The sequence below is a fragment of the Amycolatopsis sp. NPDC059657 genome (assembly GCF_042734395.1).
GTDB lineage: Bacteria > Actinomycetota > Actinomycetes > Mycobacteriales > Pseudonocardiaceae > Amycolatopsis.
This window is the reverse complement of sequence record NZ_JBHWEB010000033.1, coordinates 15023-41376: the sequence shown is the minus strand read 5'-3', so window position 1 is coordinate 41376 and position 26354 is coordinate 15023. Positions and strand designations below refer to the sequence as shown.

Annotated in this window: 31 protein-coding genes; 19 read left to right on the top strand and 12 right to left on the bottom strand. The window is 68.4% G+C overall.

The window, feature by feature from the left end; genetic code table 11:
* Positions 1–6 precede the first annotated feature (6 nt).
* A complete protein-coding gene (locus ACFV15_RS19640; protein ID WP_378351908.1) occupies positions 7–1518 on the bottom strand; it encodes a PH domain-containing protein in 1512 nt (503 codons plus the stop codon).
* Positions 1515–2009: a PH domain-containing protein gene (locus ACFV15_RS19635; RefSeq protein ID WP_378351907.1), complete on the bottom strand. Its 495-nt coding sequence runs from the start codon at positions 2007–2009 to the stop codon at positions 1515–1517. Before ACFV15_RS19635 ends, ACFV15_RS19640 begins: the two co-directional genes overlap by 4 nt.
* 58 nt (positions 2010–2067) lie before the next feature.
* Here ACFV15_RS19635 and ACFV15_RS19630 point away from each other — a divergent pair, with 58 nt between their 5' ends.
* Entirely contained in the window at positions 2068–2667 is a 600-nt protein-coding gene (locus ACFV15_RS19630; RefSeq protein WP_378351906.1) for a TetR/AcrR family transcriptional regulator, read from the top strand.
* Here the strand turns inward: ACFV15_RS19630 and ACFV15_RS19625 are convergent.
* Both ACFV15_RS19625 and ACFV15_RS19620 read right to left on the bottom strand, forming a co-directional pair.
* Complete coding sequence (locus ACFV15_RS19625; RefSeq protein ID WP_378351905.1) at positions 2664–3320, bottom strand: GPP34 family phosphoprotein; 657 nt, start codon at positions 3318–3320, stop codon at positions 2664–2666. The two genes, ACFV15_RS19630 and ACFV15_RS19625, sit on opposite strands and share 4 nt — an antisense overlap.
* 7 nt (positions 3321–3327) lie before the next feature.
* Complete coding sequence (locus ACFV15_RS19620; RefSeq protein WP_378351904.1) at positions 3328–4770, bottom strand: ArnT family glycosyltransferase; 1443 nt, start codon at positions 4768–4770, stop codon at positions 3328–3330.
* A gap of 167 nt (positions 4771–4937) precedes the next feature.
* On the opposite strand from ACFV15_RS19620, the gene ACFV15_RS19615 reads away from it, so the two are divergent.
* Together ACFV15_RS19615 and ACFV15_RS19610 are read left to right on the top strand one after the other, a co-directional pair.
* Positions 4938–6170, top strand: coding sequence for a sensor histidine kinase (locus tag ACFV15_RS19615; protein WP_378351903.1), 1233 nt, complete (start codon positions 4938–4940; stop codon positions 6168–6170).
* Positions 6145–6795 (top strand): response regulator, encoded by a 651-nt coding sequence (locus tag ACFV15_RS19610; RefSeq protein ID WP_378351902.1) that lies wholly within the window; start codon positions 6145–6147, stop codon positions 6793–6795. The genes ACFV15_RS19615 and ACFV15_RS19610 overlap by 26 nt, the downstream gene beginning before the upstream one ends.
* On the opposite strand, the gene ACFV15_RS19605 is transcribed toward ACFV15_RS19610, so the two are convergent.
* Entirely contained in the window at positions 6785–7144 is a 360-nt protein-coding gene (locus ACFV15_RS19605) for a winged helix-turn-helix transcriptional regulator (RefSeq protein WP_378351901.1), read from the bottom strand. The genes ACFV15_RS19610 and ACFV15_RS19605 overlap by 11 nt on opposite strands.
* 120 nt (positions 7145–7264) lie before the next feature.
* On the opposite strand from ACFV15_RS19605, the gene ACFV15_RS19600 reads away from it, so the two are divergent.
* The gene (locus ACFV15_RS19600; RefSeq protein ID WP_378351900.1) at positions 7265–8113 is read left to right on the top strand and encodes an SDR family oxidoreductase; all 849 of its coding nucleotides are present in this window, start codon (positions 7265–7267) and stop codon (positions 8111–8113) included.
* 8 nt (positions 8114–8121) lie between these two features.
* Here ACFV15_RS19600 and ACFV15_RS19595 read toward each other — a convergent pair whose 3' ends face one another.
* The gene (locus tag ACFV15_RS19595) at positions 8122–8706 is read right to left on the bottom strand and encodes a TetR/AcrR family transcriptional regulator (protein WP_378351950.1); all 585 of its coding nucleotides are present in this window, start codon (positions 8704–8706) and stop codon (positions 8122–8124) included.
* 66 nt (positions 8707–8772) lie between these two features.
* Complete coding sequence (locus ACFV15_RS19590) at positions 8773–9207, bottom strand: SRPBCC family protein (protein ID WP_378351899.1); 435 nt, start codon at positions 9205–9207, stop codon at positions 8773–8775.
* A gap of 47 nt (positions 9208–9254) precedes the next feature.
* Here ACFV15_RS19590 and ACFV15_RS19585 point away from each other — a divergent pair, with 47 nt between their 5' ends.
* The 5 genes from ACFV15_RS19585 to ACFV15_RS19565 all read left to right on the top strand — a co-directional run bounded on the left by ACFV15_RS19585 (position 9255) and on the right by ACFV15_RS19565 (position 12680).
* Positions 9255–9818: a TetR/AcrR family transcriptional regulator gene (locus tag ACFV15_RS19585; RefSeq protein ID WP_378351898.1), complete on the top strand. Its 564-nt coding sequence runs from the start codon at positions 9255–9257 to the stop codon at positions 9816–9818.
* 92 nt (positions 9819–9910) lie between these two features.
* Positions 9911–10327: a hypothetical protein gene (locus tag ACFV15_RS19580; protein WP_378351897.1), complete on the top strand. Its 417-nt coding sequence runs from the start codon at positions 9911–9913 to the stop codon at positions 10325–10327.
* On the top strand, positions 10324–10500 hold the full coding sequence (locus tag ACFV15_RS19575) for a hypothetical protein (protein ID WP_378351896.1): 177 nt from the start codon (positions 10324–10326) through the stop codon (positions 10498–10500). The genes ACFV15_RS19580 and ACFV15_RS19575 overlap by 4 nt, the downstream gene beginning before the upstream one ends.
* Positions 10501–10632: 132 nt before the next feature.
* Entirely contained in the window at positions 10633–11316 is a 684-nt protein-coding gene (locus tag ACFV15_RS19570; protein ID WP_378351895.1) for a response regulator, read from the top strand.
* On the top strand, positions 11316–12680 hold the full coding sequence (locus ACFV15_RS19565) for a sensor histidine kinase (RefSeq protein ID WP_378351894.1): 1365 nt from the start codon (positions 11316–11318) through the stop codon (positions 12678–12680). Before ACFV15_RS19570 ends, ACFV15_RS19565 begins: the two co-directional genes overlap by 1 nt.
* A 51-nt stretch (positions 12681–12731) precedes the next feature.
* Here ACFV15_RS19565 and ACFV15_RS19560 read toward each other — a convergent pair whose 3' ends face one another.
* The gene (locus ACFV15_RS19560; RefSeq protein ID WP_378351893.1) at positions 12732–13145 is read right to left on the bottom strand and encodes a VOC family protein; all 414 of its coding nucleotides are present in this window, start codon (positions 13143–13145) and stop codon (positions 12732–12734) included.
* Between the two features lie 127 nt (positions 13146–13272).
* On the opposite strand from ACFV15_RS19560, the gene ACFV15_RS19555 reads away from it, so the two are divergent.
* Entirely contained in the window at positions 13273–14022 is a 750-nt protein-coding gene (locus ACFV15_RS19555; RefSeq protein WP_378351892.1) for an SAM-dependent methyltransferase, read from the top strand.
* Here the strand turns inward: ACFV15_RS19555 and ACFV15_RS19550 are convergent.
* Positions 14019–14243 (bottom strand): hypothetical protein, encoded by a 225-nt coding sequence (locus ACFV15_RS19550; protein WP_378351891.1) that lies wholly within the window; start codon positions 14241–14243, stop codon positions 14019–14021. The genes ACFV15_RS19555 and ACFV15_RS19550 overlap by 4 nt on opposite strands.
* A 115-nt stretch (positions 14244–14358) precedes the next feature.
* On the opposite strand from ACFV15_RS19550, the gene ACFV15_RS19545 reads away from it, so the two are divergent.
* The 6 genes from ACFV15_RS19545 (at position 14359) to ACFV15_RS19520 (ending at position 20182) form a co-directional block, all read left to right on the top strand.
* The gene (locus tag ACFV15_RS19545) at positions 14359–15258 is read left to right on the top strand and encodes a LysR family transcriptional regulator (protein ID WP_378351890.1); all 900 of its coding nucleotides are present in this window, start codon (positions 14359–14361) and stop codon (positions 15256–15258) included.
* A gap of 103 nt (positions 15259–15361) precedes the next feature.
* On the top strand, positions 15362–16528 hold the full coding sequence (locus ACFV15_RS19540) for a CaiB/BaiF CoA transferase family protein (protein ID WP_378351889.1): 1167 nt from the start codon (positions 15362–15364) through the stop codon (positions 16526–16528).
* 28 nt (positions 16529–16556) lie between these two features.
* A complete protein-coding gene (locus ACFV15_RS19535; RefSeq protein WP_378351888.1) occupies positions 16557–17315 on the top strand; it encodes a crotonase/enoyl-CoA hydratase family protein in 759 nt (252 codons plus the stop codon).
* Positions 17312–18058: an acetoacetate decarboxylase gene (locus tag ACFV15_RS19530; RefSeq protein WP_378351887.1), complete on the top strand. Its 747-nt coding sequence runs from the start codon at positions 17312–17314 to the stop codon at positions 18056–18058. The genes ACFV15_RS19535 and ACFV15_RS19530 overlap by 4 nt, the downstream gene beginning before the upstream one ends.
* On the top strand, positions 18055–18987 hold the full coding sequence (locus ACFV15_RS19525; protein ID WP_378351886.1) for a 3-hydroxyacyl-CoA dehydrogenase NAD-binding domain-containing protein: 933 nt from the start codon (positions 18055–18057) through the stop codon (positions 18985–18987). Before ACFV15_RS19530 ends, ACFV15_RS19525 begins: the two co-directional genes overlap by 4 nt.
* A 1-nt stretch (position 18988) precedes the next feature.
* The gene (locus ACFV15_RS19520) at positions 18989–20182 is read left to right on the top strand and encodes an acyl-CoA dehydrogenase family protein (protein WP_378351885.1); all 1194 of its coding nucleotides are present in this window, start codon (positions 18989–18991) and stop codon (positions 20180–20182) included.
* Positions 20183–20234: 52 nt separating this feature from the next.
* On the opposite strand, the gene ACFV15_RS19515 is transcribed toward ACFV15_RS19520, so the two are convergent.
* Together ACFV15_RS19515 and ACFV15_RS19510 are read right to left on the bottom strand one after the other, a co-directional pair.
* Entirely contained in the window at positions 20235–21413 is a 1179-nt protein-coding gene (locus ACFV15_RS19515; protein ID WP_378351884.1) for an LCP family protein, read from the bottom strand.
* Positions 21414–21516: 103 nt separating this feature from the next.
* Positions 21517–22239, bottom strand: a complete 723-nt coding sequence (locus ACFV15_RS19510) for an SDR family NAD(P)-dependent oxidoreductase (RefSeq protein ID WP_378351883.1) — start codon at positions 22237–22239, stop codon at positions 21517–21519.
* Positions 22240–22341: 102 nt separating this feature from the next.
* On the opposite strand from ACFV15_RS19510, the gene ACFV15_RS19505 reads away from it, so the two are divergent.
* Positions 22342–23733 (top strand): aspartate aminotransferase family protein, encoded by a 1392-nt coding sequence (locus tag ACFV15_RS19505; protein WP_378351882.1) that lies wholly within the window; start codon positions 22342–22344, stop codon positions 23731–23733.
* Between the two features lies 1 nt (position 23734).
* Here the strand turns inward: ACFV15_RS19505 and ACFV15_RS19500 are convergent, their stop codons facing one another.
* Positions 23735–24025: a hypothetical protein gene (locus ACFV15_RS19500; protein ID WP_378351881.1), complete on the bottom strand. Its 291-nt coding sequence runs from the start codon at positions 24023–24025 to the stop codon at positions 23735–23737.
* Positions 24026–24130: 105 nt separating this feature from the next.
* On the opposite strand from ACFV15_RS19500, the gene ACFV15_RS19495 reads away from it, so the two are divergent.
* Together ACFV15_RS19495 and ACFV15_RS19490 are read left to right on the top strand one after the other, a co-directional pair.
* Entirely contained in the window at positions 24131–24751 is a 621-nt protein-coding gene (locus ACFV15_RS19495) for a TetR/AcrR family transcriptional regulator (protein WP_378351880.1), read from the top strand.
* A gap of 16 nt (positions 24752–24767) precedes the next feature.
* Positions 24768–26318: an MFS transporter gene (locus tag ACFV15_RS19490; RefSeq protein ID WP_378351879.1), complete on the top strand. Its 1551-nt coding sequence runs from the start codon at positions 24768–24770 to the stop codon at positions 26316–26318.
* The last annotated feature ends 36 nt before the right edge of the window (positions 26319–26354 follow it).

The window sequence follows — 26354 nt, the reverse complement described above, 5'->3', positions numbered from 1 at the left end:
TCCGAATTAGACGCGGGACTTGTCGGTGGCGGCCGACGTGTCGAGGAACTGGGTGAGCAGGTCCGGGACCGCCTGGTCGGCGAACGCTATGCCGTCCGGCTCGCCGATGTCGTAGACGGAGTAGCCGCCGCTGCCTGCGGCCGTCGTCGATTCCAGGGTGAGCAGGCCCTTGCGGCGCTGGAAGATCGATTGCTTGATCGTCCAGCCGATGACACCGCTTCGCTGCAGGGCGACCGTGCTGCGGCGCATGGCTCCGTGCCTGCTCACCAGGTACTCGCCGGTGAGGCCGTGTCCGAGGTTGCGGTAGGCGTCGAGTGCGAGCGCCACCGCGAGCGGGATCAGCGGGACCGCGAGTGCTCCGGCGATGATGAGGAGGACGTCCGTGAGCAGGATGCCGAGTAGCGCCAGTGTCGCCAGCACGACGAGCACCGAGCCGAGCCACCAGCGCAGGCGCCTGCCCCTGGCGGCTTCGGGATGGCCGGTCAGCCGGGCCGAGACCGTGGGTGAGACGGGTTCGTCGAGCACGGCGGCGGCGACTTCGTTGGCCAGCGCGAGCGGGGCCGCCGGCAGCAGGGTGTGGTAGTCGGTCTTGTCGTTGTCGTCGGCTTTGCGCATGCCGGTCGCGATCGCGTCGACCCTCGCCGCGCCTGTGAGGCGGTCGCCGATCGGCTCGACCACCTCGACGCCGCGCAGGCGCTTCTCCTCGATGGAGATCGAGCGAGTGGTGAACAGGCCGCGGTGGACGCGCAGGGTGCCACCCGGCTCGCGTTCGAGGCGGAAATCCCACCACATCTCGACGAACAGGCCGACCGCGCCGAGCACGCCGAGCAGCCAGATCAGCACCGCGAGGATGAGAATGGACGCGACCAGCGGGAGATCGCCGAACAGGTCGATCGCCCAGCGGACCACACCGCCTCCGGCCTGGAACCAGTCGGCGACCTTGAACACGACGCCGACCGCGGCGAGACCCAGCGCCGGAGCGAGGAACGACGCCGGGACGTAGCGGATCCAGCCCCAGTCGAGCTGCGCGATCGGGCCATCCGACGGCCGCTCGGCCGGTTGCTCGCGATGGAGGAGTTCGACGCGCAGGCGCTCGGCGTCGGCCCTGGTCAACGGGTCGAGCTTGAGGCGTGCGTTTTCGGAGCTCTCGTGCTGGCCGGTGCCGACCGTGAGAACCGCGAGGCCGAACAGGCGGTGCAGCGGGTTCGCGGTGAGATCGACGCTGCGGATCCGCTCGCGTGGCAACGACTTCTGGGTCTTGAGGACCAGATCGAAACGCTTTTCGAGGCGTTCGTCGGTGAGGCGGTAGCGGGTGGCTTGCCAGCGCAGGAGGTCGAGCAGCGCCGTCGCGCCGACCACGAGCAGCGCGCACGGCACCACGATGAGCAATGCGATGCCGAACGAGAGGCCGTCCGAGAGCGCGATGACGGCGGGGATCCCGGACCCGACCGCGAGGCCCGCGAACGTCAGCGCCGTGACCCGGACGGTCCGGCGGTCCAGCGTCAGCCACTCGCTCACGTCGCGTCCCCCGGCGTGGCCTGGGTGGTCTCGGTGAGCCGCTCGGCCAGGTTCTCGGCGAGCTCACGGTCGAGGCCGGAGATCTTGACAGGTCCCCTGGCCGATGCCGTGGTCACGGTGACCGTGGCCAGCTTGAACGCCTGCTGCAGCGGGCCCCGCACGGTGTCGACGGTCTGGATCCGCGACAGCGGCACCACCCTGGACTCCTGGAAGAAGAACCCGGTGCGGGTGTAGACCGCCGTTTCCGTCGCCTCCCAGCGATGCACGCGGTACCACCACATCGGCATGAGCAGGATCCACGCCGCGCCGAGCACCGCGGTCACCGCCGCGGGCGCGAGCAGCCACATCCGCGCAGGCGGGATGAGCAGGCCGAGCAGCACCAGCGTCAGCACCGGCGGGCCGAACCAGATCAGCCCGTGCGTCCGCCACCACCCCAGCACCCGCCGGTCCAGCCGGTGACTCGGCGGCCGTAGCCGCACCGTGTCCGTCATCGCATACCCCCGAGAGTCGTTTACAATGCGATCGCATCGTAAACATACCGGAGGCCGGGTGCCCAAGCAGGTTGACCATGAACAGCGCCGCGGCCAGATCGCCGAAGCACTGCTGCGCCTCACCGCGCGCGAAGGACTCGAAGCGGTGAGCCTGCGGCACGTCGCCACCGAGGCGGGCGTGTCGATGGGCGCGGTGCAGCACTACTTCAAGACCAAGGACGAGATGCTGCTGTTCGCGCTGCGGTATCAGGATGACCTGCGCGAGCGGCGGATCACCGCGAGCCTGGCCACCGCGGGCGTCTCCCCCACGCCCCGCGACATCCTGCGTGCCTGCCTGGTGGAGATCATCCCGACCGACGAGCGCAGCACCAGCGAATGGCTGGTCGGCGTCGCCTACTTCATCCGCGCGCTCGCCAGTTCTTCGATGGCCGCGGTGTACACCGAAGGCATGCCGAAACTGTTCGAGTTCTTCGCCGACCAGATCAGGCAGGCGCAGTCGTCCGGCGAAGTCTCCCCAGAGCTGGATGCCGGCCGTGAGGCCGAGATCCTGTGGGCGCTCGCCGACGCGCAGGGCACCAGCATCCTGCTCGGGCAACGGACGCCGTCCGAGGCGGTCGCGTTGCTCGACTACCACCTGGCCAGGCTTTTCCGGGTCTAGCCCCCGCCTCCCGAGCTCGCGGCACTCGCCCGCACCGCGCGCAGGTCGCGGAAAACCTTGCGCAGCGCGGGAACCGTCGCGCCGCCCTGGCTCGCCAGTGCGTCCAGCCTGGCCCGGTTCTCCCGCCGGTCGCGCCCGCTGATCACGCTTTTGAGCTCGATCGCCGCGACGAGCGACGCGAGCGCCGCGTCCGCCGACGTGACCTCGTGGACCGGCTTCGGGCCGCGCACTGCCTCGATGATCCGGGCGCGCAGTTTCTCCACCAGCCGCGCGTCGAGCACCACCGGCCGGACGCTGGGGAACAACCCCAGCACCCGGGCGTGGTCGACTCGGATGACGCCCGCGGCTTCGAGCTGGGCCTCGACCGCGGCCAGCGTGCCGCGGAAGTCTCGGCGGATCCAGGTCTTCCACTTGGCGGGCCGGTGCTCGGCGATGTGAGCGAGGACGTCGTCGAGCACGACGTCGCCGGTGGCGCCGGCGGCGACCGGTGCCACCATGCCGTTGTCGTCGGTCACCCGTCCACGCGTCAGCAGGTCGGTCAAAGCGGCCGCGCGGATCAGGTAGCCGGCGCGTTGCCGGTCGGGCAGGCGATGGCGTTCGACGTTCAACGCCAGCAGGTAAGCCTGGGCCGGTAAGGACAGTTCCCTCATCATGTTCCCCTCATTGCCGCTTCAGCTGCGGCCAGATCTGCTTCCATGGTGCCAGTTTCCCGGTGTAGCGCCAGATGAGTCCGTCGACGACCGGCGTCATCGTGGCGAAATGCGGCTTGAGCAAGCCGGGGTCGAGACCGAAGAACAGCACGGAGTCCGCGGACTCCGGTGGCGCGCCGAAGTACCAGTAGCCTCGGTGTCCACTGTAGACACGATCGATACCGTGCGACGCGCCGTCCCGTTCGACCACGGCCGCGAACGGGTAGATCTCCGCGTACACCGCCGTGCGCGCGCGTTCTTCCGGCGGCATCGAAGCCCAGATCCCGTCCACGGTTTCGGCCAGCCGCGCGATCGGGAGCTCACCGCCGGCGAAGGAGGTGCCGAGCGGGGCGATGCCGACATACGTGGGCAGTTTGTCCACTGTGGATGCCGGGTAGATCGGCAGCGCCGCCACGGTCACCACGGCCGACAACACGAAAGCGGGCCAGGCAACGGCTTTCCACCACCGGACCAGCCGCCGGCGTTCGAGTTCCGCCGACGCGGCGGCGAACGGGAGCGCGTAGACACCGATCAGGTAGTACGACCGGCCCTGCGCGAGCAGGAAGGCGGCGATCAGCGCGAGCGTCGTCACGCCGAGAAAGCGGTACGGCCGCAAGTCCGGTGAACGCAGCAGCCGCCACAGCCCGTAGAGGAACGCGAGCACGCCGATCCTGATGCCGGCGCCGAGCAAGCCGTCACGCAGGAATGGCCAGACACCGGGGAATTCGGCCTTCACGACTTCGTTCATCTGCGCGTACGGCCAGCCGTTGCGAGCCTGCCAGACCAAGTTGGGGATCGTGATCACGACCGCGATCGCGGCGCCTGCCCACAACATCGGCCTGCGGAGCAGGTCTCGCGGGCCGAACACGAGCGCGCTCAGCGCCAGCAGCACCCAGAACGCCGGGATCAGGAACTTGGTCTGCAGCGAGATCGCGGTGACCACGCCCGCGAGGAGCAGCAGCCGATCATCGCGCACCCGGACCCAGCGGACCACCAGCCAGGTGATCACCGTCCACAGGAACGGATCCAGCGCGTAGGTCGCGATCCAGTGGCTCAGGATCAACGCGCTGCTGCAGGCATACGCCGCGGCGGCCATCACCTGGGCCGCGCGGCGGCCGCCCAGCTCGCGGGCGATCAGCGCGGTGACGGCGATCCCGCCCATCGCGGCGAGCGTCATGGGCAGCCGCAACGCGACCAGGTTCCCCGGGAACAGACTGTCCAGCCCGCCCGCGAGCAGCGGGATCAACGGCGGCTGGTCGAAATACCCCCAGTTCAAGTGATCTCGACCGGCGACGAGGAAGTAGGCCTCGTCAAAGCCGTGCCCGTAGCGCCCGCTCGTGATCAGCAGCACCACGCCCGCCGCCCCGGCGATGGCGAGCACCGGCCACCTGGCGAATTTGTCGATCCCGTCCATGGTGCTCAGTCCACGGCATCGGGAGGGCACGGCGTAACGGATCAAGGTGGGCAACCGCGTCGACGAAAGTCGCCGCCTGCCTGGGCACCCGCAACTTTCGTCGGCTCACGATCACGCGAAAGGGGTTTTCCGCCGCCGCGCGGGCGGCCGGTGGCTACCGTGGGCGAATGACCTGCGGACCCGCGCCGACCAAGAGCGACCACATCTGGCTGGTGGTGGCCGCGGTCGTGTTCACCGGGCTCGACGCGCTGATGGGTTCGCTCAACGAGCCGACGACGGGCTGGGCCGGTCCCTATGCCGTGTTCCTGCTGCAGATACCGCTCGACCTCTCACTGATCTTCGCTTTCCGCTACCCGAGGATCGTCGCGGGCTTGGTGCTGGCGGGCGCCACGCTGATGCTGATCTCCGACGAGCTGGCGCCCGGGTTGTTCACGCCCGAACATCCGATCAGCCTGGCGACCGTGCCGACCATCACCTCGGTGCTGCTCTGCGTGCTGGTGCGCGTGCTCGACCGGCGATCGGTGCTCATCCTCACCGGGATCTTCATGGTGCTGAGTACCCGCGTCTGGCATCCGAGCTGGGCGGTCATTCCCTTCGGGCTGGCCAGCACCGTGTTGCCGTCATTGGGTTCGCTGTACCTGCAGGCCCGCCGGGATCTGCTGCGCTCGCTGCGCGACCGCGCCGAACGGGCGGAGCGCGAGCAGCATCTGCTCGCCGAGCAGGCGCGAGCCGAGGAGCGCAGACGGCTCGCGGGCGAGATGCACGACGTCGTGACGCATCGGCTGAGCCTGATGGTCTTGCACGCGGGCGCCTTGACGGTGTCCTCAAAGGAGCCTTCGGTGCGTGAGGCCGCCGAAGGCATCCGCAGCGAGGGCACCCGCGCGCTCGACGAGCTGCGTGACCTGGTCGGGGTGTTGCGTGGCACCGAACAGGACACCGGCACCGCCCAGGCCGCCGCCGTGGTCGATCTGCCCGATCCCGCGACGCTGGCGGCCGAGTCGGAGTCGGTCGGCATCCCCGTACGGCTCAGTGTCGACGGCGACGGGAACGGGCTTTCGCCCACTGTCGCGCGGACGGCCTACCGGGTGGTGCAGGAGGCGCTGACCAATGTCCGCAAGCACGCGCCGGGATCCGAAGTGGACCTCGCGCTGCGCTATCGGCCCGATGGTCTGGACATCGAAGTCCGCAACTCGCCGCCACGCGGCGCGCCGGACCCGGTGCTCGCCGGGAGCGGCTCCGGCGCGGGCTTGTCCGGCCTGCGGCAACGGGTCGAGCTGATCGGCGGCACCCTGCGGGCCGGGCCGGTGATCAGCGGCGGCTTCGAGGTCAGTGCGATACTGCCCGCCTATGTCCCCACAGCAGAAAGCGCACAGCATGATCACGGTCGTCGTCGTCGATGACGAGCCGATGGTGTGCGCGCATCTGCGCACCATCCTCGGCTCCGCCGACGACATCGAGGTCGTCGCGCAGGCTCAGGACGGCGCCGAAGCCGTCGAAATGGTGGTGCGGCACCGGCCGAGGGTGGTGCTGATGGACCTGCGGATGCCGGGGGTGGACGGGCTCACCGCGATCGAACGCATCGCCGAGCTGCCCAGCCCGCCCGCCGTCGTCGCGCTCACCACGTTCGACGCCGACACCTACGTCATCCGCGCGCTGCGCGCCGGCGCTGCCGGGTTCCTGGTGAAGTCGACGCCGCCGGAAGACCTGATCGGGCTGGTCAGGGTGGCCGCCGACGGGCACACCGTGCTCTCGCCGTCAGCCGCGCGCAGGCTGGTGGCCGCGGGCGCCGACAGCGCGCAGCGCGGCGAGGACGCCCGCCGCCGCGCGGCCTCGCTGACCGAGCGTGAGACCGAAGTGCTGGCATGCCTCGGCGAAGGACTGTCCAATGCGGACATCGCCAAGCGGCTGCATCTTTCGGAGGCGACCGTGAAGAGCTACGTCTCGCGGATGCTCGTGAAACTCGGCTGCGCCAACCGGACCCAGGCCGGGCTGCTCGCGCACGAGGCCGGGCTCGTCACGCGTTGACCCCGTCGTAGGCCTCGCGTGCCTTGATGACCTCGTCGATGTGCTCGCGCGCCCAGCGGTCGAGGTAGGCGACCGTTTCGGCGAGGTTGCGACCCAGCTTGGTCAGCTCGTATTCGACACGCGGCGGGATCTCGGCGTACGCGGTGCGGGTGAGCATGCCGTCGCGGACCAGGCTCTGCAGGGTCTGGGTGAGCACCTTCTGCGAGATGCCCTCGACCCGCTTCCCGATGTCGGTGAACCGCCGCGGCCCGTCCGCGAGCGTCAGGATGATCAGCACGGTCCAGCGATCGCCGATCCGGTCCAGGATCTGGCGGGTCGGGCATTCCTTCTCGAACGGGTTGGGCAGCACGGCACGCTCCTTACTTTCCCTGAGATAGTAACACACCTCAAAGTCATTACTTTCCCAAAGGAATTATTGGCTTTGAAGCCGAGTTCGAGTTGGTGAACGACCTCGAACCAAGGAGATGACATGACCATCGTGGTGACCGGAGCGACCGGACAGCTCGGCAGGCTGATCGTGAAACACCTGCTGGAGCGCGTGCCCTCGAGTGAGGTCGTCGGCAGCGTGCGCACCCCCGAGCAGGCCGGTGACCTGGGCATCGAAGTCCGCCACGGCGACTTCGACCGGCCGGAGACGCTGCCAGCCGCGTTCGCGGGCGCCGACAAGCTGCTGATCATCTCGACCGCGGGCGAGGACTCGGTCCGGCTTCGCCAGCACACCGCCGCGGTCGACGCGGCGAAAGCGGCAGGCGTCAAGCACATCCTCTACACGTCACTGACCGCGGCCGACACCAACGGCATCTCGCTGGCGAACACGCACCGCCCGACCGAGGAGGCCATCAAGGCCACCGGGATCCCGTTCACCTTCCTGCGCAACAATTGGTACTTCGAGAACGACCTGGGCACCGTCGCGGGCGCGCTGGCCACCGGCTCGATCGCCAACTCCAGCCAGGGCGGCCGGTTCGCGCCCGCCGCGCGCGAGGACTACGCGCGGGCCGCCGCGGTGGTGCTCACCACCGAAGGCCACGAGAACGCGATCTACGAGCTGGGCGGCCCGGTTTCGTACAGCTACGCGGACTGGGCGGCGGCGATCGCGGAGGCTTCCGGCAAGGAGATCACCTATCAGGAGATCACGCCCGAGCAGGCGACGGCCGGGCTGGCAGCGGCAGGCGTGCCCGAGCACATGGTCGGGCTGATCGTGGACTTCTACGCCACGCTCGCCCGCGGCGAGATGGACCTGCCGCGCGAGGACCTGCGCAAGCTGATCGGGCGGGACCCCGTGTCCCTCAAGGAGTTCGTCGCCTCGGCGGTGCACTGAACCCGGGCTCAGTGTGGCGCGGCCGCCGACTCCAGCAGGCCGGCGAACAGCAGGCGGAGGTGGCCGCGCCCGCGTGCCCAGCGGGCTTCGAGCTCGGCCTGGTCGCGGGTGGCCCAGCTCGCGATGAGGATGCCGCGGACCACGTCCATCGCCGTGTAGACCGCGTGCAGGAACTCGGGATGCCCGGCGTACTCCGGCATCAGTGCCTTGCCGAAGTCGACCAGGCTGCTGGTGGCGATCGGTTCGACGGCCGCCATCTGCTGCCGGAGCTCGTCGTCGGTGCGCGAGGCGACCCACAGCTCGACGGTCGCGGAGAACACCGGGCCCTGGTGCATCTCCCACAGCAGCTGCAGCGCGTCCCCGATCGGGTCGGCCGAGGCCTTGAGCCGGTCCAGCTCGGCCATCGCGACCTCGGTGCGTTTCGCGGCGAGGTGCCGGATCGCGGAGGTGACCAGGTCGGTCTTCGTCGGGAAGTGGTGCACCTGCGCGCCCCTGGTGACACCGGCGAGGTCGGCGACCTTGGTGGTCGTGGTGCCCGCGTAGCCGTACTCGACCAGGCAGTCGATGGTGGCGTCCAGCAGCCGCAGCCGCATGGCCGAACTGCGTTCCTCCTGGGTACGGCCGGTCGTTCCCCGTCGTGGCGCTGACATGGGGCCAGCTTATGGGGCCGTCGCATCCGCCCGCGCCGCGAGGGTTCGGGCCATCTGCCGGAGCACCCGGCCGAGGAACCAGCGATAGAACCAGCCGGTGCCGGGGATCTTGGGCTCGAACCGGGAATGCCAGTGGATGTCCGTGCCACCATCACGCGGGGTGAGGTCGACATCGGCCCGGTAGTCCCGCAGCGGAAGCCCGCCGCGCAGCTCGTAACTGAGCCGCCGGTCCGGGACCAGCTCGACGATCTCCTCTCGGCTTTTGATACTCGCGGTACGGAAGAGGCGAAGCGCACCGACGCCCTCACGTTCCGTCTCGCCCTCTCTGAGCAGCTCGAACGCCCCTAGCGGCGACCACTCCGGCCAGCTCGCGCCATCGCGGAGCAGCGCGTAGACGACGGCCGGCGCCGCCTGCGCGTGCGCTCGCGCCGAAATCTGAACCATGTGGTACATGTACCATCTGGTTCACCAGCGAGGCAAGGGAAGCACCGGTGCCGGATCCGAAACGCAAGCTGCTCGAAGCCGCCATCGACCACGTGGCCAGGCACGGGGTCGGTGACCTCAGCCTGCGCACGCTGGCCGCCGCGATCGGCACCAGCCACCGGATGCTGATCTACCACTTCGGTTCGAAGGAGGGCCTGCTCGTCGAGGTCGTCCGCGAGGTCGAAGCCCGTCAGCGCGCGGTGCTCGCCGGGCTGGATCTCGGCGCGGACCGGTCACCATTCGAGATCGCCCGCGAGTTCTGGCGCCATCTCACCGGCGAAGCGTTGCGCCACAACGAAAGGCTGTTCTTCGAGCTCTACGGCCAGGCACTGCAGGGCAGGCCGGGTACCACCGAGATGCTCGACGGGATCATCGACGACTGGCTGGCGCCGATGGCCGAGCTGCTCGGCAGGCTGGGCGTCGACGAAGCCGACCGGGAAAGCCACGCCCGGCTGGGGCTCGCCGTGACGCGCGGGCTCCTGCTCGATCTGGTCACTACCGGTGACGTCGAAGCGGTCACGGCGGCGATGGACCGCTTCCTCGACAGATACGCGCGCGGAGTCCTTACCTAACCCGAACATTGCTCCCACACCGCTCGAACACGTGGCGGCCAGAGTTCTGTCATACCGGCAGCGCGCCGGTGACCCGAACTCGAGGAGCAACGATGGAACTGACCAGCTGGACGCGCAGGCTGGCGCTGGCGGGCAGCGGGGTGGCGATCGGGCTGGTGGCCATCGCGCCGCTCGCGTCCGCGCAGACTTCCCCGGCTCCGGTCGCGCCGATCACGCTCAGCCCCGAGGAGTCCCAGGCGGTCTGCGGCACCTGGATCCCGAGGCTGACCACCCGGACCGCCAAGGCGACCGAGCGGATCAACGGCGGCGCGGAGATCCGCGGCTCGGTGGCCAACCTGAAGGCCCGAGCCCAGGACCAGCGCGCCAAGAACCACAACGACCGCGCCGCGCAACTCGACGAGCGCGCCAAGAAGCGCTCTGACCGGCTTCCGCAGCTCGCCGACGCGAAGAAGAAGCTCGACGACTTCACCGCGGCGCACTGCAAGCCCGCCACCGGGCCGACGAAGTGAGGCGCGCGGCCGCCGCGGTGGCGGTGACCCTGCTGGCCGTGCTCGGCTGCGCGGCCTGCCAGGACGAGGCGTCCTCGGGCCCGGCCACGGAGACGACCACGGCACCGGGTGAGCTGGGAGCCATCCAGTCCATGCTCGACAGCATCGACGCGGACATGGCCGGTGACGGCTAGCGCGCTGGGTTCCCGGCGAGTCGGCACGCGTGCCTCGGGAGTCGGGGCACGTACCCGGAGGGTCGGCACGCGTGCCGGGAGAGTCGGGACGTGTACCTGAAGGGTCGGGACGAGGCTGGCAGGATGCCTGCCATGCAGCAGCAAGGACGGGGTCTGGTCCTCGTCGTGGAGGACGAGGCGGCGATCGCCGAGCTCGCCGCGATGTACCTGAAACGCGACGGGTTCGGCGTCCATGTCGAGTCCGACGGCGCGGCCGCGCTCGCCGCGGTGCGCAGGCTGAAGCCGGTCGCCATCGTGCTCGACATCGGGCTGTCCGGAATGGACGGCCTGGAGATCTGCAAGACGCTGCGCGCGGCGGGCGACTGGACGCCGGTGCTGTTCGTGACCGCACGCGACGACGAGCTGGATCGCCTGCTGGGCTTGGAGATCGGCGCCGACGACTACCTGACGAAACCGTTCAGCCCCCGTGAACTCGCGGTCCGGGTCCGCACCGTACTGCGGCGGGCCGCCGCCGCGACGCCGCCGTCCGAGGTCTACTCGGCCGGCGGCGTCCGCGTCGACCTGACGCAGCGCCGGGCCTGGGCCGGTGAGGCCGAGATCGGGCTCACCTCGACGGAGTTCGACCTGCTCGCGCACCTGCTGCGCCATCCGGGCCAGGTGTTCGGGCGTGAGCAGCTGCTGAGCTCCGTGTGGGGGTACGCCGCGTCCGCAGGCACCCGCACGGTGGACGTGCACATCGCCCAGCTGCGGGCGAAACTCGGTGACCACAGTCCGATCAGGACGGTCCGCGGCATCGGCTATTCGGCGGACAAGTGATGACGAAGCCCGGCCGCCGCACCTCGCTCGCGTTGCGCATCACCGTGGTCTGCCTCGCCGTCGCGGGGGTGGCCGTGGTCGTCGCCGGGCTGGTGGCGGCCAGGCTGGTCAACTCGGCGGGCAAGGACGTGCTGCAGCAGTCACTGGCCGCCCAGGCGAACGTGCTCGCCGGCCAGTTCGATGGCGGGATCCCGAACGCACGCTTCCGCGCGGGCAGGATCACCGAAGTGGTGCGCGGGCAAGGGATCACGGTCGTCGTCCAGCGCCCGAACGGCAAGCCCGCCGGCGACGACCCGATCGCGACCCGCGCCGCGGCGAAGGCGGGCCTCAACGGGAACTCGTCGCAGCAGGTGCTGATCGACGGCGAGCAGTTCCTGGTCGAGACCCGATCGATCGGGACCGGCGAGACCTTCGCGCTCGTGCAGTCCGTGGACGCGCAGGGCGTGGCCATGCGCAAGCTGATCAGGAACATCCTGATCGCGCTGGGCATCGGGCTGCTGGTCGCCGCGCTCGCGGGGGTCGCGCTGGGCAGGCTCCTCTCCCGCCCGCTGCGCCACGCGGCCGCTGTCGCCGCGAGCATGCGAGGCGGACGGCGGGACCTGCGCGTGCCGATCGAAGGACCCGCCGAGGTCGCCGAGGTGGCGACCTCGATCAACGAACTGGCCGACGCGCTGCGCTACAGCGAAGCGCGGCAACGGGAGTTCCTGCTCTCGGTCTCCCATGAACTCCGCACCCCGCTGACCGCCGTCAACGGCTTCGCCGAGGCCATCGCCGACGGAGTGGCCGAGGGCGAAGACGCGCGGCGGGCGGGCGACACCATCCAGCGCGAGGCCCAGCGCCTCGAACGCCTGGTCAGCGATCTGCTGGACCTGGCACGGCTGGGCGCCGACGAGTTCCGGCTCGACCTGACCGGACTCGACCTGGTCGCGCTGGTCACCGACTGCGCCGAGGTCTGGCGGCTGCGGTGCGCCACCAGGGAGGTGGCACTCGAGGTGGTCGTCCCGCCGCACCCGGTGCACGTCGTGGCCGACCCGCGACGGCTGCGGCAGGTCATCGACGGGCTGGCGGAGAACGCGCTGCGGGTCACCCCTGCCGGTGCGCCGATCGTGCTGGCGCTGACCGTCGACGGACAGGCCAGGCTCGCCGTGCGGGACGGCGGGCCCGGCCTGGCCGCCGAGGACTACCCGGTGGCCTTCGATCGCGGCGTGCTCAACAAGAAGTACCGGGACAAGCGGCCGGTCGGCTCCGGGATCGGGCTCGCGCTCGCCCACGGCCTGGTGACCCGGATGGGCGGCACGCTGACCGCGGGCCCCGCTCCCGAAGGCGGGGCCGCGTTCACGGTGACCCTGCCGCTCGCGCGGTGAGTTCGGCTGCCAGTAACCACTCTGGTGTTTTCAAACAGCGGTAACGCTTTTCTAGTCGCGGGCGGTGATCTGCTGGATGGCCCAGCCATTGCCGTCGGGGTCTTCGAAGAACACGAAGCCGACGTTGTTCAGGTCGTCTCCCTCCTCCATCGGACGGGGGCCTTCCTTGCCGAACACCTGGATCTCGCCGACCTCCATGCCACGTTCGATCAGCTCGGCCCTGGCCCTGGGCAGGTCGTTGACGACCAGCTGGACGCCCTTGAGCGTGCCGGGCGCCATCCCGACGATGCCCTTGCTGAGCACGACCGAGCAGCCGGAGCCGGGCGGTGTCAGCTGGATGAAACCGTCGTCACCGCCCATTCTCGTGTCGTGGTCCACGGTGAAACCGAGCTTGTCCGCGTAGAAGGTCTTGGCGCGGTCCAGGTCGGACACCGGCACGGCCACGACTTCCAAGGTCCAGTTCATCGTTTCTCCTTCGGCTGGCGGCGCGAGCGACTCGAACCCGAGGCCATCGTCGTGCCAGATCCCACGCTGTCAAGCGCGGACGGGAAAACCGGGTGCGCTCGGCGGCGATTTCCGTAGGCTGCGCGCCGTGGATCGTGATCTCATCTCCCGCCTCGCCCATGCCGATCACCCGATCGCCGCACCGCTCGCCGACGACTCCGTGCGCGCGCTGCTCGCCAGGGCCATCCGGCCCGGCGACCGCGTGCTCGACCTCGGCTGTGGTGGCGCGGAATGGCTGCTGCGCGCCCTTGCCACCTACCCGGATCTGCACGCGGACGGCGTCGATGTCGCCGAGCCGGCTTTGGCACACGCCCGTGCGGCCGCCGAAGCACTCGGCGTGCACGACCGGCTCACCCTGCATCGGCAGGACGCGACCGAGTTCGCTTCCGAGCGCCCGTTCGATGTCGTGCTGAGCGTCGGGGCCGCGCACGTGTTCGGCGGCCTGCTGCCCACCTTGGCCGCGGCTCGCGAGCACCTGGCACCCGGCGGGCGGGTGCTGGTCGGCGACGGGTTCTGGGAACGCGAACCCAGCGCCGAAGCCATCGAGATGCTCGGCGACTTCCGCGACCTGGCGTCCACAGTGGACAGCGTGGTCGCCGAAGGCTGGACGCCCGTGACCGGGCACGTCAGCACCCGGCGGGAACTGGACGACTACGAGTGGGCCTGGACGGGCTCGCTCGCCTCGTGGGCGCTCGACCGCCAGGACGACCCGGACGGCCGCGAAGCGCTCACGGTGGCCACCACGCACCGGACCGAATGGTTGCGGACCTACCGGGAGACGTGGGGATTCCTGTGCCTGGTGCTGCGCCGGACTGATGACCGGGACGCGACCGGCTAGCCGGGTGATCGGCTCGGTGCGACCTCGAATCTCTCGGCCACCAGCGCCTCGGCGTGGTCGTCTTCGGCCGTGACGGCCGCACCGAGCCGAACCGCTTCCACCTGCGCTGCTGCTTTTTGTGTTTCACGGATCACTTCTCCCAGCTCGATTTTGGACATCTTCGGCGAATTCGCGTCCCGCACCGGGCGGGCCGCCTCTGTCAGTGGATTTGTTTCGCTCACCTGTTCGACGTTACGAGGGCGGGTCGGGGATGTGCAACCTTGTCACTCTGGCGAGTGATCGGGGAGGAAGAACGCCCTGATCAGGCAGGGGGCGAGGTCCGGCTAGGCTGACGACATGGAGATGCTGCACCTCAGGTATTTCGTCGCGGTCGCCGAGGAACTCAACTTCTCCCAGGCGGCGCGCAAGTTGCACATGGCCGCGTCTCCGTTGAGCCAGCGCGTCAAGGATCTCGAGCACGAACTCGGCCAGAAACTGTTCGAGCGCAGCACCCACAAGGTCGCGCTCACCCCCGCGGGGCAGGCGCTGCTCCCCCTCGCCAAGGACATCCTCGAACAGGTCAACGCGATCCCATGGCGGCTGCGCGAGGCGGCCGAGCCGGCACGCAGCACGGTCTTCATCGGCATGCCCGCCGGCGTGCATCCGGCGCTGCGCGACAAGGTCAAGCTTCTCGAAGACCGCTGCCGCGAGCGCTTCGATCTCAAGCGTTGGCCTGGCACCACAGCGGATTTGGTCGACGGCGTGCACGAAGGCAGGCTCGCGCTCACCCTCGCCAGGCTGCCGGCGAACGATCCCGCGCTCTCCCAGATCGAAGTGATGTCCGAACGCCTCGGCGCCGCCGTGCCCGCCGATCGCTTCGAGGGGCAGACGACCGTCAGGCTCGCCGATCTGGTGGATCTGCCGTACATGGCGGCACCGGCCGAAGCCACGCCCACCTACTTCGAGCAACTCGACACCGCGCTCTCCGCCGCCGGCGTCAAGCAGCGGCTGAAACTCCCGAGCACGGGCTACAGCGGGATGGCGGAACTCATTTCCAGCGGAATGGGATTCTCGATCTCGATGCTCGATCCGAGCAGTCCCATGCATGGGTACAAACTGGACAATGTCACCATTCTACCTATTGAGGATTTCACTCCCGAACTGCGGACCGGCCTGCTCTGGCGCGCCGATCGAACCGATCTGAGCGAATTGATCGAGCACGCGAAAATCGTATTCCAGGAGCCGATAATGGTATGACCGCTGCGGTCATGCCATTCTTCGCATCATGATCATTCCCTCTTTGTCTTTTCGCTACTAACGTCATTGGCATAGCGAAGAGAGACACCGAAGAGGAGTGACGATGGACACCACAGAAACTGTCACCGGCGCCAGCACCGGGGCATTGGACGGCGTGCGGGTGATCGACCTCTCGACGGTGGTCATGGGCCCGTACGCGGCCCAGATCCTGGGTGACCTCGGCGCGGACGTGATCAAGATCGAGTCGCCGTCGGACACCGTCCGCAACGGCCAGTACCGCACCACCCCCGGCATGACCCCGCTGAACCTCAACGTCAACCGCAACAAGCGCAGTGTGGCGCTGAACCTGAAGGACGAAGACCAGCGCGCCAAGGCGCTCGAGCTCATCGACACCGCCGACGTGCTGATCACCAACATGCGCCCCGGCGCGCTGGCCCGCCTCGGCCTCAACTACGCCGATGTCGCCGAGCGCAACCCGAAGCTGATCTACGCGCACGCCCAGGGTTTCCGCGCCGACTCCGACCGCGCGGGCAACGCCGCGTACGACGAGACCGTGCAGGCCTCCTCCGGCCTGGTCGACATCACGAACCGCGCGCTCGGCACCCCCGCCTACCTGCCGACCATCATCGGCGACAAGGTCTCGGCGCTGACCATCGTCTACTCCGTGCTCGCGGCGCTCGTGCATCAGCGCAAGACCGGTGAAGGCCAGCACATCGAGGTCCCGATGACCGACACGCTGATCGCGTTCAACCTGGTCGAGCACCTCTCCGGGCACGTCTTCGAGCCGGTGCAGGGCCAGACCGGGTTCCCGCTGTCGATGCTCAAGGGCCACGCCGCGGTGCCCACCAAGGACGGCCTCGCCTGCGTGATCCCCTACAACCCGCAGAACTTCCGCGACTTCTTCCAGGCGGCGGGCCGTCCCGACCTCGCCGAAGACCCGCGCGTCAACGGCGACACGGTCGCCCCGGAGGACCAGACCGCGATGATGGCACTGGTCACCGAATGCGCGCCGGCGCTGACCACCGAGGAGTGGTCCGAGGTTTGCGCGAAGCACAGCATCCCGATGGCCCCGGTCCTCGAACTCGACAAGGCGCACGAGGACACCTACGTCACGGGCGGTCACCTGCTCGACGTCGTCGAGCACCCGAGCGAGGGCAAGATCCGCTCCGTCGGCATCCCGGTCAAGTTCTCGGCCACCCCGGCCTCGATCCGCTCGCTGGCCCCGCTTCCCGGGCAGCACACCGCTGAGGTTCTCAGCGAACTCGCGTAAGAAGCGTAAGCAGAAAGAAGGCACCACCATGAGTGTGCGCACCGAAATCCTCGGTTCTTCACTACTCATCACGATCGACCGGCCCCAGGCCCGCAACGCCGTCGACGCGGCGGTCGCGCGGGGCATCGCCGAAGCGATCGACCAGCTCGAAGCCGATCCGAACCTCCGAGTCGGCGTGCTGACCGGCGCGGAAGGCACCTTCAGCGCCGGTATGGACCTCAAGGCCGCGCTGAAAGGCGAGTCGCCGTCGATCGACGGGCTCGGCTTCGGCGGGCTCACCGAACGGGAGACCGCCAAGCCCCTGATCGCGGCCGTCGAAGGCTTCGCGATGGGCGGCGGGTTCGAACTCGCGCTGGCGTGTGACCTGATCGTCGCCGCCGAGGACGCGAAGTTCGGTCTCCCCGAAGTCAAGCGCGGCCTGGTCGCCGCGGGCGGCGGTGTGATCCGCCTGCCGCAACGGATCCCGCATCACCTGGCGATGGAGTTCCTGCTCACCGGGGAGCCGGTCACCGGCACCCGCGCCGCGGAACTCGGCCTGGTGAACCGGGTCGTCGCGACCGGCGAGGCCACCGCGGTCGCGCTCCAGCTCGCCGAGCAGCTCACCGCCAACGCGCCGCTCGCGCTGGCCGCCGTGAAGAAGATCGTCACCGCCGCGCACGGTGTCCCGGAAACGGACGCCTTCGACGCGCAGCGCAAGGAAATGGCTCAGCTGATGGGTTCGGCCGACGTCCGTGAAGGCATGCAGGCCTTCGCCGAGCGCCGCCAGCCGGTTTGGACAGGACGATGAACACCCAGGAAGTGCTCCAGCACGTCACGACCCCGCTCGCGAACCCCGCGTACGCGCCGGTGGTCCCCCGCTTCACCAACCGCGAGTACCTCAACATCGTCTACCGGACCGACATCGAAGCACTGCGCGCGGTCGTCCCCGAGCCGCTTCAGATCGAAGAACCGTTGGTGCGCTTCGAGGTCATGAAGATGGGTGACGTCAGCGGGTACGGCCCGTACACCGAGTCCGGCCAGGCCATCCCGGTCACCTTCGACGGCGAGCACGGCGAGTACCTGCACGCGATGTACCTCGACAACTTCGCCGCGACCGCGTCCGGCCGCGAGATCAGCGCCTACCCCAAGACCGTCGGGGCGCCGAACCTCTACACCGACAACGGCACGCTGGTCGGCACGCTCGACTACGGCACGCTCCGGGTCGCCACCGCGACCATGGGCTACAAGCACAACCGGCTCGACCTGCGTGAGGCAGAGGCACAGATCACCGTGCCGACCTTCATGCTCAAGATCGTCCCGAACTACGACGGCAGCCCCCGCGTCAGCGAGCTGGTCCGCACCGAGATCACCGATGTGGTGGTCAAGGAGGCATGGACCGGGCCCGCGCGGCTGCAGCTCTTCGAACACGTGCTGGCGCCGCTGGCGGACCTGCCGGTGCGGGAAGTCGTTTCCGCCAGCCACATCCTCACCGACCTCACCCTGGCTCCGGTCAAGCCGGTCTACGACTACTTGAAAGAAGCCCGGTCATGAAGTTCGGCACAGCGGCAGTCATCGGAGCGGGCACCATCGGTCTCTCGTGGACAGCACTGTTCGCGGGACACGGCATGGACGTCTGGGTTTCCGATCCCCGGCCCGACCTGGAAGAAGCCGTCGCGAACGCGCTGGCGGAGTTCATGCCGCACCTGGCGGAGCAAGGCTTGACGCTCGACCCGGCTCGCGTGCACCTGGCCAAGGACGTCACGGAAGCCGTGCGTAACGCGGACATCGTGCAGGAGAACGGCCCGGAGAACGTCGAGTTCAAGAAGGACCTCTTCGCCACGCTGGTGAAGGAAGCCCCGTCGCACGCGCTGCTGCTGAGCAGCTCCAGCGCGATCCCGTCGACCGCCTTCACCGGCGACCTCGAAGACGCCACTCGGGTCCTCATCGGTCACCCGTTCAACCCGCCGCACCTGATCCCGCTCGTCGAGGTCGTACCCGGCGAGCGGACCAGCGAGGAGGCCACGCAGGCTGCCGTCGAGTTTTACCGCTTCGTCGGCAGGGTGCCGGTGGTGGAGCGCAAGGAGATCCCGGGGTTCGTCGGCAACCGCCTGCAGAACGCACTGAGCCGCGAAGCGATCTACCTCGTCGAGCAAGGTGTTGTCACGCCTGAAGAACTCGACGACGTGATGACCAACTCGCTGGGCATCCGCTGGTCGACCGTCGGGCCGTTCCTCGGCTCGCATCTCGGCGGGGGCCCTGGTGGCTACCGACACATGGCCGAGCACATCGGCGTGTCGATGAAGAAGATGTGGGCCGGTCTCGGCCAGCCCGAGCAAGGCCCGGAAGAACAAGAAGAACTGATCAAGGCTGTCGAAAAGGCCTACGGCTCCTCCACGTATTCGGAGCTTTCCGAGACGCGCGACCGTAAGCAGCTCGCGGTTCTGTCCGCTCTGGACAGTGCCACCAAGGAGGAGAACTGATATGGGCACCACACTCGAAGACCAGCTCGTCGCCGACTTCTACGACTACGAGACCCTGCTCTCGGACGAGGAGCGCAAGGTTCTGCTGAAGACGCGGGACTTCATGCGCACCCAGGTCAAGCCGCTGGTCAATGAGAACTGGGCGAAGGGCACGTTCCCGAAGGAGCTCATCGGCATGTTCCGCGAGCAGGGACTGGCCGGGCTGCCCTACGAGGGCTACGGCGAACACCGGGCCGCCGCGTCGAACCTGCTGAGCGGCATGATGGCGATGGAGATGACCCGCACCGACCCGTCGGTGGCCACCTTCTTCGGTGTCCACAACGGACTCGCGATGTACAGCATCTACGCGGGCGGCAGCCAGGAGCAGCGGGACCGCTGGCTCCCGGAGATGGCCGCGATGGACAAGATCGGCGCGTTCGCGATGACCGAGCCGCTCGGCGGTTCGGATGTCGCCGGCGGCATGCGCACCACCGCCAAGCGGGACGGTGACACCTGGGTGCTCAACGGTGCCAAGAAGTGGATCGGCAACGCGACCTTCGCCGACTACGTCGTGGTGTGGGCGCGCGACGTCGACGACAACAAGGTCAAGGGCTTCGTCGTCGAGAAGGACATGGCGGGCTTCGTGCCGGTCAAGATCGAGAACAAGATCGCGTTCCGGATCGTGGAGAACGCCGAGATCACGCTGACCGACGTCCGCGTGCCGGAGGCCAACCGGCTGCAGAACATCAACTCGTTCCGCGACGTCGGCGAGATCCTGCGCGCCACCCGCGGCGGCGTCGCCTGGCAGGCGCTGGGCGTGATGATCGGCGCGTACGAGCTCGCGCTGGACTACGCCAAGGAGCGCAAGCAGTTCGGCCGTCCGATCGCGCGCTTCCAGATGGTGCAGGACCTGCTGGTGAAGAGCCTCGGCAACATCACCGCCTCGTGGGGCATGCTGATCCAGCTGGCGCACCTGCAGGACGCCGGGATCTTCAAGGACGAGCACTCGTCGCTGGCGAAGGCGTTCGTCACCTCGCGGATGCGTGAGGTCGTCGCGTGGAGCCGGGAGATCTTCGGCGGCAACGGGATCGTGCTCGACTACGACATCGCGCGGTTCTTCGCCGACGCCGAGGCGATCTACTCGTTCGAGGGCACCCGCGAGATGAACACGCTGATCGTCGGCAAGGCGATCACCGGTGAGAGTGCGTTCGTATAAAGAGAAGTCATGAGTGTTCCCGACGGTTCTAACCGTCGGGAACACTCACGAGTCAGTTCACGCAGGAGACGGAGTTCGACGTCGGCTGGTCCGACGTCGAAGTCGTGTTCGCGGTGTTCTTGATGCGGCCGACGCCGGCGCTGGAGTCGGTGCCGGTGCCGGTCGAGGCGTTGCCGTTGACGGCTTGGCCGGTGACCTGCTTGACAAAGGCGCGGATCTGGCCGAGATCGACCTTGACCGCGTCACCGTCGCCGGTCGCCATGCTGAGCGACTGGACCGGCACGGTGGTGAAGTTGATCGAGCCCGCACTGAGGCCGCGCAACTGCTGGGCGAAGCTGAAGATGTCCCAACCCTTGTCGATGACCAGCGAGCCTTGCACCGCCGAGATCAGATCGGACAGTTTCGTCGGATCGCTCAAGGTGCCCGCGCTGAGGATCTTCTTCGCCATGCCGGACAGGAACGCCTGCTGCCGCTTGATGCGGTCGAGGTCGCTGGGCAGGCCATGACGCTGGCGGACGAACGCGAGCGCCTCCGCGCCGGAGATCGTCTGCTCCCCTGCCGGGAAGTTCGCGCCGGAGTACTTGTCGTTGACCGGGTTGTTCAGGCAGACCGAGACGCCGCCGATGGCGTTGCTCAGCGAGTAGAAGCCCGCGAGGTTGACGGCTGCGTAGTGGTTGATCGTCAGGCCGGTGACCTGCTGGACCGTTTCGACCGCGGTACGCGCGCCCGCCGCGTCACTCTGCTTCTCCAGCTCGGCGCCGCTGAGGCCCTGGGCGCGCAGCTGGTTCTTCGCGGCGTTCTTGCCCCGGCTGAACGCGGAATTGATCTTGTGGGAGCCGAGATTGCCCGCGAGCGGGACGTAGGAGTCGCGCGGGATGGAGATCGCGGTCGCCGCGCCCCCGCCGGCGGGCAGGTGGACGACGATGATCGAGTCGGTGGTGTCGCCGCCGTCTTCGGAGCTGCCCGCGTGCAACTGGTCGAGCAGTGCTTGCGGAAGCGGGTTGCCTTGCGCGTCGTTACGAGAGTCGATGCCGACCAGCAGGATGTTCTGGTCCACCGAGGACGGCGAGACGCCTTCCGGGATCTTCGCGGACGGCGGGATGACGTCGGCGACGGTGATGCCGGTGTCGAGCTTGCTCAGCTGCGCCCAGGCATAGCCGGTGCCGCCGAGAACGGTGAGCGCGACGAGGCCGAGGGCACTACGCCGCCAAACACGGTGAGTAACCAACACGACCGCTTTCCTCCCAGACAGTATGAAACCCAGTGATTTCCAGAATCACCGCGTTTCCTGGGAAGAAGCTGAGAAAGTCTTTCAGTTCTTGTTATAAGTAAGGTCAGCGTGGCATACGGCGCCAGATCGCACGCGGCAAGAGCTTCATCACGGCGAACACGGGGCGTAGCAGTCCGGGTACCCAGACGACTGAACGACGTTTGCGCAAAGCCGCGACCGTCGCGTCGGCCACCTGATCCGGCGTGCTGGAGAACGGCGCGGGCGACATGCCTTCGGTCATCCGGCCGATCACGAAACCGGGGCGAACCAGCAGCAGGTGGACGCCCGTGCCGTGCAGTGCGTCGGCGAGCCCGCTCGCGAACCCGTCGAGCCCGGCCTTCGCGGAGCCGTAGACGTAATTGGCGCGGCGGACCCGGACGCCGGCGACCGAGCTGAAGACCACGAGTTGCCCCCTGCCCTGCTTACGGAGGAGATTGGCCAGATGGGTGAGCACGCTCACGTGGGCCACATAGTCGGTGTGGACGATTGAAACCGCGTGCGCCGCGTCGGCTTCCGCGCGAACCTGGTCGCCGAGGATGCCGAAGGAGACGACAACGGTGTCGAGCTTGCCAAGGCTTGCGAAGAGCGCTTCGTGGGAGCCGAGGTCGTCGGCGTCGAACTCGACGCGCTCGACTTCGGCCTTGTTAAGCAGTGAAGCCTCTTTGTCGAGGTCCGCGCTGCGGCGTGCGGCGAGGATCACCTTCGTGGCACCGCCGTCGACGAGCCTGCGCGCCACTTCCAGGCCGATCTCGCTCCGGCCACCGAGGACAAGCACCGTTCCAGTCACCCACGCGAGTCTGCCATGGCCACGATTCGGTTGCTTACCGGCTTTCAATATGCGATAAACGTAGAAGACACGTAATCTGACTACGAAATCAGCGAGGAAGCGATGACTGCCACCGCCGAGACCAACACCTGGACCTCGGACCGGCTCGCCACGTCGGCCCGCGACCACCTGTGGATGCACTTCACCCGCCACGGGGACGGAGCCAACGCCGACATCCCGGTGATGGTGCGCGGTGAGGGCGCGTACGTCTGGGACGCGCGCGGCAACCGCTACCTCGACGGCCTGGCGGGCCTGTTCGCCGTCGGCGTCGGCCACGGCCGTGAAGAGCTCGCGGAGGCGGCGGCGAAGCAGACACGCGAGCTCGCGTACTTCCCGTTGTGGGGCAACGCGCACCCGGCCGCGATCCAGCTCGCCGAGCGGCTCGCGAACGACGCGCCCGGTGACCTGAACCGGGTGTTCTTCACCGTCAGCGGCGGCGAATCCGTTGAGACGGCATGGAAACTCGCGAAGGCTTACTACAAGCAGATCGGCAAGCCCACCAAGCACAAGGTGGTCAGCCGTGCGCTGGCGTACCACGGCACGTCGGCGGGCGCGCTCTCGCTGACCGGGCTGCCCGGCGCGAAGCAGGACTTCGAGCCGCTGGTGCCGAGCGCGCTGAAGGTGCCGAACACCAACTTCTACCGCGCCCCCGTGTACGCGGACGACTACGACGCCTTCGGCCGCTGGACCGCCGACCAGATCGCGCAGGCCATCGAGTTCGAGGGGCCGGACACGGTCGCGGCGGTGTTCCTCGAGCCGCTGCAGAACACCGGCGGCTGCTTCCCGCCGCCGCCCGGCTACTTCGAGCGCGTGCGCGAGATCTGCGACCAGTACGACGTGCTGCTCGTCTCCGATGAGGTGATCTGCGCGTTCGGCAGGCTCGGGCACGACTTCGGCGCCAAGCGCTACGGCTACCAGCCCGACATCATCACCACCGCCAAGGGCCTGACCTCCGGGTACGCCCCGCTCGGCGCGGTACTGGCCACCGACCGGCTGATGGAGCCGTTCACCCGAGGCACGACCACGTTCATGCACGGCTCGACCTACGGCGGGCACCCGGTGGCCTGCGCGGTCGCGCTGGCGAACCTGGACCTGATCGAGCGCGAGGACATCTACGGCAACGTGCTGCGCAACGAGTCCGCGTTCCGGTCCACTTTGGACAAGCTGACCGACCTGCCGATCGTCGGCGACATCCGCGGCGCCGGGTTCTTCTACGGCATCGAGCTGGTCAAGGACAAGACGACCAAGGAGACGTTCACGCCGGAGGAATCCGAGCGGGTACTGCACAAGTACCTGTCCAGCTCACTGTTCAACAATGGGCTCTACTGCCGCGCGGACGACCGCGGCGAGCCGGTCATCCAGCTCGCGCCACCGCTGATCTGCGACCAGTCGCACTTCGACGAGATCGAGTCGATCCTGCGCGCCTCGCTGACGGAGGCGTGGAAGCTGCTCTGACTCAAGTCTGCTCGCGCCGCATCTGGGCGACCGCCTCGGCGAGCTGCACCGAGATCGCCATCATCGTGTTCATGGTGTTCTCGGTGACCTCGCTGACGATCCACGTCGACTCGTCGCGCCAGCGCCCGAGGAACGCGGACGGCTTCCACGCGAAGCCGTCCGCGTTCCTCGGTGTTCCCGGTGAGCCGGATCTTCGCGCGCGGGCCCAGTTCGTAGCGGATCTCGAAGTACCGGGGTTTCTTCGAGGCGGCGATCCTGCGGGTAAGCCGTGCCACGTCCGACTCGGGCGCACCAGGAACCATCGCCGGTCATATCTCAGCGTCGCCGGTGGATCATGTGACAGAGTGCACGTTCTGCAAGTTTGCAGATCGTGCAAGTTTCTCGGTACCTTGGTTTCATGCCTGAGACCCCGCCCGGCCTTTCGCTGCGCGAACGCAAGAAGTTCGAGACGCATCGGACGCTGGCGCGCGCCGCCGTCCGGCTGGTTGCCGAGCATGGGCTCGACAAGGTGACGGTCGAGGACATCGCCGCGGCCGCCGATGTCTCCGTGCGCACCTTCTTCAACTACTTCGCTTCCAAGGACGACGCCGTCGTCATCGCCTATCCCGACCGGGACGAGCGCACGGTGGCTGTCATCGAGGCGCTGCTCGCCGCGCCGCCCGAGGTCGGCACCGCGCACGCGCTGCTGAACGCGCTGGACGACGATTTCAAACGCGTCGAGGACAACCGGGACGAGTGGCTGGCCCGGATGTCGATCTTCGAGCAGAACCTGCATCTCGTCTCGCGGATGATGGTCGCGCAGGCCGAGAGCGAACGGCAGCTGGTCGAGGCCATCGCCCGGCGATGCGGGCTCGATCCGGACAAGGACTTCTATCCCAGCCTGCTGTTCTCGCTCGTCGGCGCGGGGATGAGCGCGGCGATCCGCCGCTGGCACGCGCTCGGCGGCAAGGCGTCACTACGAGAACTGCTGGACGAGGCGATGGACGCCGTCGTCAACGGACTACCGGAACCACACTGAAGGAAATGGGGGAGACATGACCACGACATCCGAGGCGCGGCCGGGCGCGATGACGCACCGGCAGGTGCTCGAAGCACTGTCCGGGCTGCTGATGGGCCTGTTCGTCGCGATCTTGGCGTCGACCGTGGTGGCCAACGCGCTGCCGAGGATCATCGCGGACCTGGGCGGCTCGCAGTCGTCCTACACCTGGGTGGTGACCACCGAGCTGCTCGCGATGACCGCGACGGTTCCGCTGTGGGGCAAGCTCTCCGACCTCTACAACAAGAAGCTCCTGGTGCAGGCCGGCCTCGCGTTGTTCGTGGTCGGCTCGCTGGTCGCCGGGTTCTCGCAGGACATCGGGGTGCTGATCGCCAGCCGCGTCGCGCAGGGTGTCGGCGCCGGCGGGCTCACCGCGCTCGTGCCGATCATCATGGCGAGCATCGTTTCGCCGCGTGACCTCGGCAAGTACTCCGGGATCATGGGCGGCATGTTCGGTGTCGCCACGGTCGCGGGCCCGCTGATCGGCGGCGCGATCGTCGATACCTCGTGGCTGGGCTGGCGCTGGTGCTTCTTCATCGGTGTGCCGCTGGCCGTCGCCGCGATCCTGCTGCTGCAGCGCACGCTGAACCTGCCGACCGTCCGCAAGGACGTCAAGGTCGACTACCTGGGCGCGTTCCTGATCATGGCGGGCGTTTCGACGCTGCTGGTGTGGTCGTCGCTGGCCGGGCACCAGTTCGCCTGGGGTTCACTGTGGACGGTCGCGCTGGTCGGCACCGGACTGGTCTTGCTGGCGGCGGCGGTGTTCGTCGAGTCGCGCGTGCCGGAACCCATCCTGCCGCTGAGCCTGTTCAAAAACCGCACGATCGCGCTGAGCACGCTCGCCAGCTTCCTGGTCGGCGCGGCGATGTTCGGCGGCACCGTGTTCCTGTCGCAGTACTTCCAGCTGGCGCTGGGCAAGTCGCCGACCGTGGCCGGGCTGCTGAGCCTGCCGATGATCTTCGGCCTGCTCGTTTCGTCCACAGTGTCCGGTCAGCTGATCAGCAGGACCGGGGTGTGGAAGATCCACCTCGTGCTCGGTGGCGTGCTGATGATCGCCGGCCTGCTGCTGCTCGGCACGATCGACGCGCACACCCACATCGTGGTGCTGGCCTCGTACATGGTGGTGCTCGGCGTCGGAATCGGGATGCTGATGCAGAACCTCGTGCTGGTGGCGCAGAACGACGTGCCGCCGCAGGACCTGGGCACGGCGACGTCGACGCTGTCGTTCTTCCGCAGCCTGGGTGGTTCGATCGGCGTCAGCGCGCTCGGCGCGGTGCTCGCCAGCCGCATCACCACGCTGACGCTGGAAGGTCTCGGCCCGCAGGCGGCGAACATGCCAGCCGGTTCCGGTGACACGGTGCCGAACCTGGCGCTGCTGCCCGAGCCGATCGCGAACGTCATCCGCGACGCGTACGGCGAAGCGACCAGCGAGCTGTTCCTGATCGGCGCGCCGCTGGCGGTGCTGGCGCTGGTGGCGATCCTGTTCATCAAGCAGATCCCGCTCAAGACGCAGAGCGCGAACGAGCGGCTCGCCGAAGAGAACGCCTAGGCCACCAGGGTCGTGAGTGGTACGGCCGGTTAGAAC